The organism is Chelativorans sp. M5D2P16, assembly GCF_034427935.1.
In the GTDB taxonomy this organism is placed as follows: domain Bacteria; phylum Pseudomonadota; class Alphaproteobacteria; order Rhizobiales; family Rhizobiaceae; genus Chelativorans.
The window spans coordinates 155,050-168,834 of record NZ_JAXQNM010000040.1 but is presented as its reverse complement, the minus strand read 5'-3'; the positions used below and the strand labels follow the sequence as shown (position 1 = coordinate 168,834).

The 13,785-nt window shown below is 65.4% G+C and carries 11 protein-coding genes; 9 read left to right on the top strand and 2 right to left on the bottom strand.

Annotated elements, in window-relative coordinates; genetic code table 11:
- Window positions 1-10: 10 nt before the first annotated feature.
- Window positions 11-1,759, top strand: a complete 1,749-nt coding sequence (locus SIN08_RS21095) for an ABC transporter ATP-binding protein (protein WP_322453583.1) — start codon at window positions 11-13, stop codon at window positions 1,757-1,759.
- A gap of 6 nt (window positions 1,760-1,765) precedes the next feature.
- Here the strand turns inward: SIN08_RS21095 and SIN08_RS21090 are convergent, their stop codons facing one another.
- Window positions 1,766-2,671, bottom strand: a complete 906-nt coding sequence (locus tag SIN08_RS21090; RefSeq protein WP_322453582.1) for a response regulator transcription factor — start codon at window positions 2,669-2,671, stop codon at window positions 1,766-1,768.
- On the bottom strand, window positions 2,664-6,038 hold the full coding sequence (locus SIN08_RS21085; RefSeq protein ID WP_322453581.1) for an ATP-binding protein: 3,375 nt from the start codon (window positions 6,036-6,038) through the stop codon (window positions 2,664-2,666). Before SIN08_RS21085 ends, SIN08_RS21090 begins: the two co-directional genes overlap by 8 nt.
- 262 nt (window positions 6,039-6,300) lie before the next feature.
- Between SIN08_RS21085 and urtA the strand changes: the two genes are divergently transcribed.
- From urtA to SIN08_RS21045, 8 genes are all read left to right on the top strand, one after another.
- Window positions 6,301-7,596 (top strand): urea ABC transporter substrate-binding protein, encoded by a 1,296-nt coding sequence (gene urtA, locus SIN08_RS21080; protein WP_322453580.1) that lies wholly within the window; start codon window positions 6,301-6,303, stop codon window positions 7,594-7,596.
- 145 nt (window positions 7,597-7,741) lie between these two features.
- Complete coding sequence (urtB, locus tag SIN08_RS21075; RefSeq protein ID WP_322453579.1) at window positions 7,742-9,358, top strand: urea ABC transporter permease subunit UrtB; 1,617 nt, start codon at window positions 7,742-7,744, stop codon at window positions 9,356-9,358.
- Entirely contained in the window at window positions 9,355-10,530 is a 1,176-nt protein-coding gene (gene urtC, locus SIN08_RS21070) for an urea ABC transporter permease subunit UrtC (protein ID WP_322453578.1), read from the top strand. The genes urtB and urtC overlap by 4 nt, the downstream gene beginning before the upstream one ends.
- Before the next feature lie 3 nt (window positions 10,531-10,533).
- On the top strand, window positions 10,534-11,283 hold the full coding sequence (urtD, locus tag SIN08_RS21065) for an urea ABC transporter ATP-binding protein UrtD (protein ID WP_322453577.1): 750 nt from the start codon (window positions 10,534-10,536) through the stop codon (window positions 11,281-11,283).
- 2 nt (window positions 11,284-11,285) lie between these two features.
- Window positions 11,286-11,990, top strand: coding sequence for an urea ABC transporter ATP-binding subunit UrtE (urtE, locus tag SIN08_RS21060; RefSeq protein ID WP_322453576.1), 705 nt, complete (start codon window positions 11,286-11,288; stop codon window positions 11,988-11,990).
- Between the two features lie 6 nt (window positions 11,991-11,996).
- Complete coding sequence (locus SIN08_RS21055) at window positions 11,997-12,845, top strand: urease accessory protein UreD (RefSeq protein ID WP_322453575.1); 849 nt, start codon at window positions 11,997-11,999, stop codon at window positions 12,843-12,845.
- Window positions 12,846-12,860: 15 nt separating this feature from the next.
- On the top strand, window positions 12,861-13,163 hold the full coding sequence (locus SIN08_RS21050) for an urease subunit gamma (protein WP_322453574.1): 303 nt from the start codon (window positions 12,861-12,863) through the stop codon (window positions 13,161-13,163).
- Window positions 13,164-13,184: 21 nt separating this feature from the next.
- Window positions 13,185-13,769 carry a HupE/UreJ family protein gene (locus tag SIN08_RS21045; RefSeq protein ID WP_322453573.1) on the top strand — a complete coding sequence of 195 codons (585 nt, stop codon included), beginning with the start codon at window positions 13,185-13,187 and terminating at the stop codon, window positions 13,767-13,769.
- Window positions 13,770-13,785: the final 16 nt, after the last annotated feature.

Sequence of the window (13,785 nt, the reverse complement as noted above, 5' to 3'; positions counted from 1 at the left end):
ACGCGGGACCATGCTTAGAGGGTTCTTTTCCTATTACGCGCCTTACAGGACGCTGTTCCTGCTGGATTTTTCCTGCGCGATCCTGGCGGGCCTCCTGGAGCTCGCCTTTCCGATGGCGGCCAAGATGTTCGTCGACAATTTCCTGCCGACCGGGAGCTGGTCGCTCATCCTCCTGGCCGCGGCCGGGCTGGCGGTCATGTATGCCGCCAACACAGCGCTGACGGCGGTCGTCGTCTATTGGGGACACATGCTGGGGATCAACATCGAGACCGACATGCGCCGCAAGGCCTTCGACCATCTGCAAAGGCTTTCCTTCCGCTTCTACGACAACAACAAGACCGGACACCTCATCGCCCGCGTCACGAAAGACCTGGAGGAGATCGGCGAGGTCGCCCACCACGGTCCCGAGGACCTCTTCATCGCCGTGATGACCTTCATCGGCGCCTTTGCGCTGATGCTGACGGTGAATGTCCAACTGGCGCTGATCACGGCGGTCATCGTGCCCCTCGTCGCCTGGCTCACCACCACCTATGGCGGGCGGATGACGCGCAACTGGCAGGCGCTCTACGGCAGGGTCGGCGATTTCAACGTGCGTATAGAGGAGAATGTCGGCGGCATGCGGGTGGTACAGGCATTCGCCAACGAGGACCACGAGCGCCGCCTGTTCGACCGGGACAACGCCCGCTACCGCGACACGAAGCTCGAAGCATACAAGATCATGGCGGCCTCCACTTCGCTCAGCTACATGAGCATGCGGCTCGTCCAGCTCGTCGTCATGCTGGCCGGCAGCTATTTCGTGCTCCAGGGCAGCCTCACCTATGGCGGCTTCGTAGGCTTCCTGCTGCTCGTGACCGTCTTCTTCCGCCCCATCGAGAAGATCAACGCCGTCATCGAAACCTATCCCAAGGGGCTTGCCGGTTTTCGCCGCTACCAGCAGCTTCTCGAAACGGCGCCCGACATCACCGACCGGCCCGGGGCGAAGCCAGCACCCGCCTTTCGCGGGGCGATCCGCTACCGCGGCGTGACCTTCGGCTATGACGGGGCGCGCCCGGTCCTTGAGGATGTGGATCTGTCGATCGCTCCGGGCGAGACCGTGGCCTTCGTCGGCCCGTCGGGAAGCGGAAAGACGACACTTTGCGCGCTGCTGCCGCGCTTCTACGACGTGCAGTCGGGGGCGGTGACGATCGACGGCATCGATATACGCGACATGACGCTCACCTCACTGCGCCAGCAGATCGGCATCGTGCAGCAGGATGTTTTCCTGTTCGGCGGTACCGTCCGCGAGAACATCGCCTATGGGCGGCTCGACGCATCCGAGGCGGAGATCTGGCAGGCCGTGCGGCGTGCGCGCCTGGAGGAGACCCTCCAGAATTTGCCGCAGGGCCTGGATACCGTCATCGGCGAACGCGGCGTAAAATTGTCCGGCGGGCAGAAGCAGCGGCTGGCGATCGCCCGCATCTTCCTGAAGAATCCGCCGATCCTGATCCTCGACGAAGCCACTTCCGCGCTCGACACCGAGACCGAGCGCGAGATCCAGAGGTCCCTTGCAGACCTTTCGCAGGGCCGCACCACGCTGGTGATCGCCCATCGCCTGGTAACGGTGCGCAGTGCCGACCGGATCGTCGTCATCGACCGGTCGGGCATTCGCGAGGAGGGCACGCATGACGAGCTTCTGGCGCACGGCGGCCTCTACCGGCGCCTGCAGGAAGGGCAGGGCGTTCCAGGTACGGCATCCGAGCGCCTGTCCGTGCTGCAATGAGGCAATCTACGTGAGAAGGTGCATTGCCTTGACCGCGGCGGAAGCCCGGTTTTCCACGCCGAGCTTGATATAGATCTGCTCCAGGTGCTTGTTCACCGTGCGCGGGCTGAGACCCAGGACATCGCCGATATCGCGGTTGGATTTGCCCCGCGCGATCCAGAACAGCACCTCGCTTTCCCGCGCCGTCAGCCCGAAATGCTGCCGAAGCGTGCCTTGCTGGTCGTCGTTGCTTTCGGAAATCAGCCGGAAGAGGTGCTCGTCTGGGCCAATCGGCCCCAGATAAATCAGTTGCAGATCGGTGGAATTGGCGCGCTTCACCGTGATCGTCCCGCCGGCAGCGGCCCCGGTTTCGGCGAGCCACGCGCTGACGCGGGTGCCGAGCGCTTCGGCGGCATGTTCGCCGCTTGGCGTATCGAGGAGCCTTCTCACCTGCGGCGTCGTCCAATGCACCGCGCCACCGGAAGAAAAGGCCATCAGATGCCTTCCCGCCGCGTCGAGCGCCACCCGGGCGCGGTGCGTGCTGCGCGCGTTGGCCAGGTGCACCCGCATGCGCGCGCGCAGCTCCTCCAGGTTGATCGGCTTGGTGAGATAGTCGACGCCGCCGGCCTCCAGCGCATGCACCACGTGCTCCGTCTCCGTCAGGGCGGTCATGAAGATGACCGGCACATGCGCGATTGCAGCCTGTGCCTTGATGTGACGGCAGGTCTCGAAGCCGTCGAGCCCGGGCATGACGGCATCCATCAGGACAATGTCCGGCGTGAGCCTGCCGAGGATGTCGAGCGCCGCCTCGCCGCTGGTGGCGACCAGCACCGTGATGCCCGTTTCCTCGAGCGCACGCGTGAGGAAGCCGAGCGCCTCGGGCGAATCGTCAACGACCAGGATGATGTCCCCTTCGGGCGTGATGTCACTCATCTTCGCTCACGCTCTCCAGCAGTTCTTGGTAGCCGTCGAAATCATACGCCTCCATGCGCATGCGCAGCATTTCGACCAGACGTGCGTTCTCCGGCGTGCGGGCGAGTTCCGCAAGCTTGTTGTCGATGCCGCGCACGTGACCGATCCGGCCGAGGTCGGCAAGCTCGCGCAGATGCCGTGCGCCGGGCGAGCGGAGCGGGGGGCCGTCCTCCCGCCGCCCTGCCTTTTCATTTCTTGCCGCGCCTTCCTCGATCCATTCGAGTTCGAGATGCGTGGCGATCTTCTCCATCAGCTGACGCAGGTCGAACGGCTTGGTCAGGGCGTCGCTGTGGCCTGCGTCGCGGTTGGTCCGGGCGATCTCGTCGCCGATATTGGCCGACAGCATGACGATGGGAGCGGACTGGCCGTTTTCGCGCAGGCGCGCGACCAGCTCCCAGCCGCTCATACCAGGCATGAGGATATCGATGAAGAAGAGATCCGGCCGTCCGCCCTCGATCAGCGTCAGGCACTCCGGCCCGTCGACCGCCGTCAGCACGGTGAAGTCGAGCGGCTGCAGCATCTGCCGCATCATCTCGCGGTGGTCGGCATTGTCGTCCACGACCATCATGGTCCGGCGCTGCCCCTTGTAACCCCTGATCGCCCGGTTCTGCGTGGCAGGCATCGCCGGTCGGTCTACCTTGGCGAGCATGAGGCGTACTTGGAAGACGGAGCCCGCGCCGGGCTTCGTTTCCACGGTGATCTCGCCCCCCAGGGTCTCTGCCAGAAGCTTGGTGATGGTCAGCCCCAGCCCCAACCCCGGCGAAAGCCGGTTGCGTTCGGCTTGTCCGCGCGCAAAGGGCTCGAAGATCCGCGCCAGATCCTCCTCACCGATGCCCGGCCCGCTGTCGGCGACGCGGAAAGTCGCCACCTCGGAGCGGTAGGATACCGTGAAGGCGACCTCTCCGTGGTCGGTGAATTTGATGGCGTTGGAAAGCAGGTTGACGAGAATCTGCCTGAGGCGCTTCTCGTCCGCGCGCACGTGTTGCGGCAGGTTGGCATCGCGGCTGTGGCGGAAGGCGAGCCCCTTCGCCTCCGCCTGCAGGCGGAACATGCCGACGATCTGGTCGAGGAAATCGGAAAGGTTGATGTCGTTGGAATAGACCTGCAGTCGGCCCGCCTCGATCTTGGAGATATCGAGCAGCCCGTCGATGAGGCCGGACAGGTGCTCCGCACTGCGCCGGATGACGCCGACCGAGGAGAGCCAGGGCGCCGGCAGTCCCCGCTCGCGCTCCAGGATCTGGGCATAGCCCAGCACCGCGTTGAGGGGCGTGCGCAACTCGTGCGAGAGGCCCACGACATACCGGCTTTTGGCGCGGTTGGCGGCTTCCGCCTTCTCCTTTGCCCTTTGCAGCGCTGCGTCGGTCTTGCGATGCGCGGCGATTTCCTTGAGCAGCAGCGTGTTCTGCCGCGCACTTTCCTCCTCCGCGATCCCGCGCGTGTCGTGCGCAAGGACGATGAACCAGGTCACGACGCCGGCCACCACGCAGAAGGCGAAGAAGACGACGGCGATCGTGCCGCCGACCACGTCCGCCGTCTCAGGGGCGGCGCGCGTGGCGAAGGAATAAACCAGCGCCAGAATGGCGCCGATCAGCGCAACGGCACAGACCATGGCCAGCGCAAACCGGCCAAGCCGCGTCTGCAGTCTGTGCACGGCCCAGGCCGGCAGCAGGCGCTCGGCCACGTGCATCGCCTGCGCGCGCACGTTCGCCTTCGGCTTGCACAGATCGTGACAACGCGCATCAAGCGAACAGCACAGCGAGCAGATCGGCGCGGCATAGGCCGGGCACCACGCCATGTCCTCGGGTTCGAAGGGGTGCTCGCAGATGGAGCATGTGAGGCTATCGGCACCCTGCCACGCCTTCCTCGGCTTGCGGGCCAGATAGTACCGCCCCATCGTGGCATAGGCGATTGCCGGCGCGGCGATAAACGCCGTGAGAAGCGCGATATAGGGCGCAAGCGCTGCCGCCATCGGGCCGAAGGCGCCGAAATGGGCGATAAGCGCAATCGTGCCCGACAGCGCCATGGATCCGAGTCCCACCGGGTTGATGTCGTAAAGGTGGGCACGCTTGAACTCGATGCCCGGCGGCGCCAGCCCCAGCGGCTTGTTGACGAAAAGATCGGCCGAGACGGTGCAAAGCCACGCCATGGCGACGATGGAGAAGATGGTGAGCGTCTGCTCCAGGAGCCGATAGATGCCGAGTTCCATGAGGAGAAGCGCGATCGCCACATTGAAGACGAGCCATACGACGCGGCCGGGATGGCTGTGGGTGAGGCGCGAGAAGAAGTTCGACCAGGCGAGCGAGCCGGCATAGGCGTTCATGACGTTGATCTTGAGCTGGCTGACGACGACGAAGACCGCCATCAGGATCAGCGCCAGGGTCTCGTTGGGGATCATGTAGCCGAAGGCGGCTGCGTACATCTGGGCCGGTTCGGCGGCGTGCTCGGCCGGCACGCCCGCCGACAGCACCAGGACGGCGAGAAAGGAGCCGGCGAACAGCTTTGGCGCGCCGACGACGACCCAGCCGGGACCGGCGAGGAACACGCCCAGCCGGTAGCGCTTGCGTTTCCCGCCTTCCGCCGGCAGGAAGCGCAGGAAATCCACCTGTTCGCCCACCTGCGTCATCAGCGCCAGGATGACGGCGGATGCCGCACCGAACTTGGCCAGCTCCAGCACGGACGCGCCGTCGGCGCGGGCCGCGTCGACGCCGGGAAAGGCGAGCCACAACCCGAACGTTTCCCAGTCCATCACGGCGATGAAGAGGAAAGGCAGTATGTTGAGCACGATCCAGATCGGCTGGGTGAGAAGCTGGAAACGGCTGATGAGCCTCACGCCGTGGGTGACCAGCGGGATCACCACCACCGCGCTGACGATGTAGCCGATCCATAGCGGGACGCCGAAGGCGAGCTTGAGCGCGCTCGTCATGATCGACGCCTCGATGGCGAAGAGAATGAAGGTAAAGCCCGCATAGACGAGCGAGGTGATGGTCGAGCCGATGTAGCCGAAACCCGCGCCGCGCGTCAGAAGATCGATGTCGAGCCCATGGCGGGTGGCGTAGCGTGCGATCGGCACCCCGACGGCGAGAATCGCGATGCTTGCGACGATGATCGCGGCGATAGCGTTGGCGGTTCCGTAGGACAGCGTGATCGCCCCGCCGATCGCCTCCAGCGCGAGGAAGGATATGGCGCCGATGGCCGTCTGCGAAATGCGTTGGCTGGAAAAGCGCCGGGCGCTCTTGGCAGTGAAACGCAGGGCGTAGTCCTCCAGCGTCTCGTTGGCCACCCAGCGATTGTACTCGCGCCTGATTGGAAGGATCCGCTGCCGCGCCACTGTCTGTTTCGAAGTCCCCCTGGTGTTCGGTCCCTACATGACTACTTTTTCGGCAGTTTCGCAATATGATTAAAAAGTAGGCGAACACCTTTCCGTCACTCCCGAAGCCGGAGCGCCGGTGAAGCCTTTGCGGGAATTCGCCCTGCCGCCCTGTCCACCTACGTTGTTCGACGTATGTGCATCCGGTGCACCCGGCTGCAAAGTTCCCTTCGGCAGAGCCTCACAAGACTCTCGGTTCGAACAATCTGCAGGGAACACAACGATGAGCACGACATTCACCCGCCGCGCGGTGCTGGCCACGGCGCTTGCCAGCGGTCTGACGCTCGCCGCAGGCGGCGCATTCGCGCAGGAAGACACGATCAAGGTCGGCGTCCTGCATTCGCTCTCGGGCACCATGGCGATCTCCGAGACGACGCTGAAGGACACCATGCTCTTTCTGATCGAGGAGCAGAACAAGAAGGGCGGGCTTTTGGGCAAGAAGCTCGAGGCGGTGGTCGTCGACCCGGCCTCGGACTGGCCGCTCTTCGCGGAGAAGGCGCGCGAGCTGATATCGGTCGACGAGGTGGCGGCAGTCTTCGGCTGCTGGACGTCCGTCAGCCGCAAATCGGTCCTGCCGGTGTTCGAGGAGTTGAACTCGATCCTCTTCTACCCCGTTCAGTACGAGGGCGAGGAGAGCCAGCGCAACGTCTTCTATACCGGGGCCGCCCCCAACCAGCAGGCCATTCCCGCCGTCGACTATCTCATGAACGAGGAAGGCGTGGAGCGCTGGGTGCTGGCCGGCACCGACTATGTCTATCCGCGCACCACCAACAAGATCCTCGAACAGTACTTGAAGGATCATGGCGTCGCGGAAGAGGACATCATGATCAACTACACGCCTTTCAGTCATTCCGACTGGCAGACCATCGTCTCCGACATCAAGGCGTTCGGCTCTGCCGGCAAGAGGACGGCGGTGGTCTCCACCATCAACGGCGATGCCAACGTGCCCTTCTACAAGGAGCTCGCCAACCAGGGCGTCTCCGCGCTCGACATCCCCGTGGTCGCCTTCTCGGTCGGCGAGGAAGAGCTTGCCGGCATCGACACCGCGCCGCTGGTCGGCCATCTGGCCGCCTGGAACTATTTCCAGTCCGTCGACACGCCCGAGAACGAGGCGTTCATCGCCAAGTGGCGGGAGTTCGTGGGCGACGAGAACCGGGTGACGAACGACCCGATGGAAGCCCATGTGATCGGCTTCAACCTGTGGGTCCAGGCGGTCGAGGAGGCAGGCACCACCGACACGGATGCCGTGATCGACGCCATTGTCGGGCTGGAGACGCCGAACCTGATCGGCGACACCGCCAGGATGCTGCCCAACCACCACGTCACCAAGCCCGTGCTGATCGGCGAAATCCAGGACGACGGCCAGTTCGAGGTGGTCTGGGAAACGGAGGAGACGGTGCCGGGTGATGCCTGGTCCGACTACCTGCCCGAATCGAAGGCGATCAAGGCCGATTGGACCGATCCGATCAACTGCGGGAACTACAATACCGAAACTGAAACTTGCGGCGGCGCGAGCTGAGGCGTCCCCGCGACGGGGTGGGGCTGACGCGCCGGGCGGCAATGTTCCGCGGCGACCCGGCTCGGCGTCCCGGTTTGAAAAAATCGGGGCGCGATCGCGACCATCCCCACCCGTCCGCCACAACGCTCATTGCAAGTACAGAGCCATGCACCCGACCCGCCTTGTCCCGAAGCTACTCCTCGCTCTGGTGCTCGTCATCACCGCCGCTCCCGTTGCGTTCGCTCAGGATATCGAGGCGCTCGTGCAGGCGCTGCCGGAAGGCGGCTATTCGGACCGCGAGAAGGTGATCTTCGATCTCGCCGCCACGGGTGACGACCGCGTCGCCGGGCTTCTCGAAGCGCTTGGTGAAGGCAACGTCCATGTCCGGAAAAGTGACGGGCGCGTCGTTGTCGCCCGCAAGGCTGGCGATGGCTACGCGCTGGCCGACCCGCTGACCGGCGAGGACATCGGCACGGCGGCCTCCTCCGAACTCGACAAGGTTCGCGTCAACAACCGTCTGCGCCGGGCGATCGGCAGCGCGATCGGACAATTGACCCTGATGAGTCCGAAACCGGCAGTCCGTCTCAGGGCGGCGCGCAGCCTGTTGAGCCGCGCCGACCCGGATTCGCTGGAACTTCTGGATATCGCGCTCGCGGCGGAAACCAACGCGGATGTGAGGCGGGTGATGGAAACCGCCCGCGCCGCGGCCATCCTCGAGACCGACGCAGGTTTCGAGACGAAGCAGGAAGCTGTCGGCACGCTTGCGGCGCGCGGCGATCGCGAAGCGCTGGCAGTGCTGAGGAGGGCGCATTCCTCCGCCGCGCCGGACCTGGCACCGGCCATCGAAGATGCCATCGCCGGCATCAACCACCGGCTCGCCATGTGGGAGAACCTGCAGAACGTGTGGTACGGCCTGTCGCTTGGCTCCGTGCTCCTTCTGGCGGCGATTGGTCTTGCCATCACCTTCGGTGTGATGGGCGTCATCAACATGGCGCATGGCGAGATCGTCATGCTGGGCGCCTACACCACCTTCGCCGTGCAGGAGGTCATCCGCACGTCCTTTCCCGGCCTGTTCGACTATTCGCTGGCGATCGCCCTGCCGCTCGCTTTCCTGGTCGCGGCAGCCGTCGGCATCGCCATCGAGCGCGGCGTCATACGCTGGCTCTACGGGCGGCCGCTCGAGACGCTGCTCGCCACCTGGGGCCTGAGCCTCATCCTGCAGCAGGCGGTGCGCACCATCTTCGGTCCCAACAACCGTGAGGTGGGCAACCCCTCCTGGATGTCCGGCGCCTTCGATCTGGGCGGACTGGCGATCACCTGGAACCGCATGTGGATCGTCGTCTTCGCCTTTGCCGTGTTCGCCGTGCTTCTCATCGTTCTCAACCGTACGCCGCTCGGCCTGCAGATGCGCGCCGTCACGCAGAACCGCCGCATGGCCTCCTCCATGGGCATCCGCACGCCCTGGGTGGATGCGATGACCTTCGGGCTGGGCTCCGGCATCGCGGGCATCGCCGGCGTGGCGCTCAGCCAGATCGACAACGTCTCGCCCAACCTCGGCCAGAGCTACATCATCGATTCCTTCATGGTGGTCGTCTTCGGCGGGGTGGGCAATCTGTGGGGCACGCTGGTCGGTGCGATGACGCTGGGCGTCGTCAACAAGTTCCTGGAGCCCTATGCCGGCGCGGTGCTCGCCAAGGTGCTCATCCTCGTCTTCATCATCCTCTTCATCCAGAGGCGCCCGCGCGGGCTGTTCGCGCTCAAGGGCCGGGCGGTGGACACATGATCACCAAGACGCTCATGCGCGCAATGGACGGCAGGGCTTTCCTGGTGGTTGCGATCCTGCTCGCCATCGCCGTCTTCGTGCCCGCCTCGAACCTTTATCTGCCCACCGGCCATCCGCTGCGCGTGCCGGACCACTTCGTGCCGCTTCTCGGCAAGTACCTCACCTATGCGATGCTGGCGCTGGCGCTCGACCTCGTGTGGGGCTTCTGCGGCATCCTCTCGCTCGGCCACGGCGCCTTCTTCGCGCTCGGCGGCTACGCCATGGGTATGTATCTCATGCGCCAGATCGGCGACCGCGGGGTCTACGCGAACCCGGTCCTGCCGGATTTCATGGTGTTCCTGAATTACGATGAACTGCCCTGGTTTTGGCACGGCTTCGACATGTTCTGGTTCGCAGCGCTCATGGTCGTGCTCGTGCCGGGGCTGCTCGCCTTCGTCTTCGGCTGGCTCGCCTTCCGCTCACGTGTGACGGGCGTATATCTCTCCATCATCACCCAGGCCATGACCTATGCCCTGATGCTCGCCTTCTTCCGCAACGATATGGGCTTCGGCGGCAACAACGGGTTGACCGACTTCAAGGATATCCTCGGCGCCCCTCTCCAAGCGGGCACCACGCGCGCCGCGCTCTTTGCCGCGTCCGCGGTCGCGCTCACGGTTTCCTTCATCGTCTGCGCGGCCATCGTGCGCTCCAAGCTCGGCAAGGTGCTCGTCGCCGTGCGCGACGCCGAGAGCCGCACGCGCTTTCTCGGCTACAGGGTGGAAGGCTACAAGCTCTTCGCCTTCACCGCGTCCGCCGTCATCGCCGGCATCGCCGGCGCGCTCTACGTGCCGCAGGTGGGCATCATCAATCCCGGCGAGTTCGCGCCGGCCAATTCCATCGAGATCGTCGTGTGGGCCGCCGTCGGCGGGCGCGGCACGCTGGTGGGGCCGATGATCGGCGCCGTCCTGGTGAACGCCGGAAAATCCTGGTTCACCGGTGTGTGGCCGGAATTCTGGCTTTTCGCGCTGGGCGGCCTGTTCGTGGCCGTCACGCTCTTCCTGCCCAGGGGCATTGTCGGCACCATTGCCGGGGGCTGGGCGGCGCTGAAGGCGCGGCGCGCCTCCGCACACGCGGAAGAGGGTGTCGACGAGAGCACGACGACATCCCGCCTCGAACCCTCGCCGGCGGAGTGATCCATGGATGCACGCAGCGACATCCTTCTCTATCTCGACGGCGTCTCCGTTTCCTTCGATGGGTTCAAGGCCATCAACAATCTCTCGCTGATCGTCCGCAAGGGCGAATTGCAGGCGATCATCGGACCGAATGGTGCCGGCAAGACGACAATGATGGACATCGTCACCGGCAAGACGCGGCCGGACCGGGGCGAGGTCTTCTTCGCCGGCGACATCGACCTGACGAAGCTCGACGAGGCCGCGATCGCCGAGCTCGGCATCGGACGCAAGTTCCAGAAGCCCACCGTCTTTGAAAGCCACACGGTGTGGGACAATCTGGAACTGGCGCTGAAGAACCCGCGCGGCGTCTTTTCCGCCTGGTTCTACCATCCCTCGCGTGACGATGTGGAGCGTCTGGAAGAGATCCTCGATACCATCCGCCTTGGCGCGCGCCGGGACGAGTTGGCGGCCAATCTGAGCCATGGACAGAAGCAGTGGCTGGAGATCGGCATGCTGCTCGCGCAGGACCCGAAGCTGCTGCTGGTCGACGAGCCGGTGGCGGGCATGACGGACGCCGAGACGGTGGAGACGGCGAAGCTCCTGAAGGAGATCGCCAGATCGCGCTCGGTGGTGGTGGTGGAGCACGACATGAGCTTCATCCGCGATCTCGCCGCCCGCGTGACCGTTCTGGCCGAGGGCTCCGTTCTGGCGCAAGGCAGCCTCGATCATGTGAGCGCCGATCCGCGCGTCATCGAAAGCTATCTGGGGAGGTGAGGATGGCGAGCGCACTGACCGTCGAGGGGATCGATCTCTACTACGGTGCGGCAAGGGCGCTGAAAGCCGTCAGCCTGGAGGCGCGGCCCGCCGCCATCACCGCCGTGCTGGGGCGCAACGGGGTCGGCAAATCCTCCCTCCTGCGCGCCATCGCCGGCACGCACCCCGTGCACGCGGGCGAGATCGTCCTGGGCGGTGAAAGCCTCGGCAAGGTGCCGCCCTATCGCCGCGCGCGCCTCGGGCTCGGCTACGTGCCGCAGGGCCGCGAGATCTTCCCGCTGTTGACGGTGCGCGAGAACCTGCAGACGGGGTTCGCGCCGCTCAAGGCGCGCGAGCGGTCCATCCCCGAAACGGTGTTCGAGCTCTTTCCGGTGTTGAAGGACATGCTTTCCAGGCGGGGCGGGGACCTGTCCGGTGGCCAGCAGCAGCAACTGGCCATCGGTAGGGCCCTTGTGACCCGGCCGAAAGTGCTGATCCTGGACGAGCCGACCGAGGGTATCCAGCCCTCTATCATCAAGGATATCGGCCGGGCGCTCGCGTTCCTGCGCGACGAGATGGACATGACGATCCTCCTGGTGGAGCAATATCTCGACTTCTGCCGTGCGCTGGCCGACCGGATTCATGTTATGGATCGGGGAGAGATCATGCATTCCGGCCCGGCTTCCGACCTCGATCGGCCGGAGGTCAGGCGGCACCTGATGGTTTAATCTCGCATGTTACCTGGTTTTCCGGCCCTGAGTGCCTCCCGCCTCTATCCTCCCGCCCACATGCAGCGCGCGCGCGGCACGGGCCGCCTGAGCACGAAGCTGCGTGCGGAACGGACGTGCATCGACACCTTCTACCAGGAGGGCTGCGCCAAGATCCGCCTGCCACGCACCCATGGCGAAGGCCTGGAGGCGGTGCTGATCAACACCGCCGGAGGACTGACCGGCGGAGACCGGCTCGAATGGGAAGCCGATGCGGCGCCGGGATCGAAGCTGGTGCTGACCACGCAGGCCTGCGAGCGCATCTACCGTTCCACCGGTGACGATGCGCGGGTCTCGACGATACTGAAGATCGGCCCCGGCGCGCATGTCGACTGGCTGCCGCAGGAGACCATTCTGTTCGAGGCGAGCCGGCTTCACCGGACCCTCAAGGTGGATCTGGCGGAGGGAGCGACGCTGACTGCGGTCGAGGCGGTGCTGCTCGGCCGCGAGGCGATGGGGGAAGCCGCGCGCGCAGCGCGGCTCAACGACCGCTGGGAAATCCGCCGCAACGGCAGGCTTGTTCATGCCGAGGCAAGCCGGCTGACCGGCGATGGCTTCGAACGTGAAGCGCCCTCGCTCCTGGACGGGAACAACGCTTTCGCAACGGTGCTCGCCGTCACGCCCGCCGCCGAGGAAAAGCTGGACGCGTTGCGCGCACTGCTCGACCCACACATTTCGGCTGCCGCGAGCGCCGTGGGCGAACGGCTCGTTCTGCGCGTGCTGGCGCCCTCAGGGCTTGAGTTGCGGCGCGTCATCGCGCCGGCCATTGCCCTCCTTTCCGGCGCTGGCGCCCTGCCACGCCTGTGGACCATCTGAAGGAAGCAAGAACCGATGAACCTGACACCCAGAGAAAAAGACAAGCTGCTGGTTGCCATGGCTGCGCAGGTGGCGCGCCGAAGGCTTGAGCGCGGCGTCAAGCTCAACCATCCCGAGGCGGTCGCGCTGATCACGGATTTCGTGGTTGAGGGTGCCCGCGACGGCCGCCCTGTCGCCGAGCTGATGGAAGCCGGCGCCCATGTGATCACCCGCGCGCAGGTGATGGAGGGTGTGGCCGAGATGATCCACGACATCCAGGTGGAAGCCACATTTCCCGACGGCACCAAGCTCGTCACCGTTCATGAGCCGATCCGCTAACCACGTCCCGGGGAACTTCGCATGTTCAAACGTCTCGCATTCGCCGCCACGGCACTCTTCGCCGCCACCGCACCGGCTTTGGCGCATCTGAACCCGGCCGAGCACGGCTCCTTCATGGCCGGCTTTTCGCATCCGCTCTTCGGTCTCGACCATATCCTGGTGATGGTGGCGGTCGGCCTGTGGGCGGCGACGCTTGGCGGGCGGGCCCTCGTGGCCGTGCCGGCCGCCTTTGTCGGCACGATGGTGTTCGGCTTCGCGGCCGCGCTCCTCGGCGCACCGCTGCCTATGGTGGAGCCGGTCATCCTCGCTTCGATCGTCTTCATCGGCTTGATGGTGACGTTTGCTCTTCCGCTGCCGGTCGCCGGTGTCGCGGGTGTCGTTGCCTTCTTCGCCTTCTTCCACGGCCATGCGCATGGCGCGGAGCTCGGCGTGGCCGGGGCGTTGCCGTTCGCCGCCGGGTTTGCGGTTGCCACGGCGCTCCTGCATGCCGCGGGCATCGCGCTCGGGCTCGGCGTTGGCCGCTGGCGGCAGGAGCGTGCGGGCCTCACCCGCTTCGCCGGCCTTGCAACGGCGCTCGCCGGCCTGTGGCTGGCCTTTGCCGGATGAGCCGGCCGGCACAAGA

Excerpts from the sequence above, each read along its gene's own strand:
- SIN08_RS21045 (WP_322453573.1), top strand. The coding sequence starts at position 13,185 with ATGTTCAAACGTCTCGCATTCGCCGCCACGGCACTCTTCGCCGCCACC.
- urtD (WP_322453577.1), top strand. The coding sequence starts at position 10,534 with ATGGATGCACGCAGCGACATCCTTCTCTATCTCGACGGCGTCTCCGTT.
- urtA (WP_322453580.1), top strand. The coding sequence starts at position 6,301 with ATGAGCACGACATTCACCCGCCGCGCGGTGCTGGCCACGGCGCTTGCC.
- urtB (WP_322453579.1), top strand. The coding sequence starts at position 7,742 with ATGCACCCGACCCGCCTTGTCCCGAAGCTACTCCTCGCTCTGGTGCTC.
- SIN08_RS21050 (WP_322453574.1), top strand. The coding sequence starts at position 12,861 with ATGAACCTGACACCCAGAGAAAAAGACAAGCTGCTGGTTGCCATGGCT.
- SIN08_RS21095 (WP_322453583.1), top strand. The coding sequence starts at position 11 with ATGCTTAGAGGGTTCTTTTCCTATTACGCGCCTTACAGGACGCTGTTC.
- SIN08_RS21055 (WP_322453575.1), top strand. The coding sequence starts at position 11,997 with ATGTTACCTGGTTTTCCGGCCCTGAGTGCCTCCCGCCTCTATCCTCCC.
- urtC (WP_322453578.1), top strand. The coding sequence starts at position 9,355 with ATGATCACCAAGACGCTCATGCGCGCAATGGACGGCAGGGCTTTCCTG.
- SIN08_RS21090 (WP_322453582.1), bottom strand. The coding sequence starts at position 2,671 with ATGAGTGACATCACGCCCGAAGGGGACATCATCCTGGTCGTTGACGAT.
- urtE (WP_322453576.1), top strand. The coding sequence starts at position 11,286 with ATGGCGAGCGCACTGACCGTCGAGGGGATCGATCTCTACTACGGTGCG.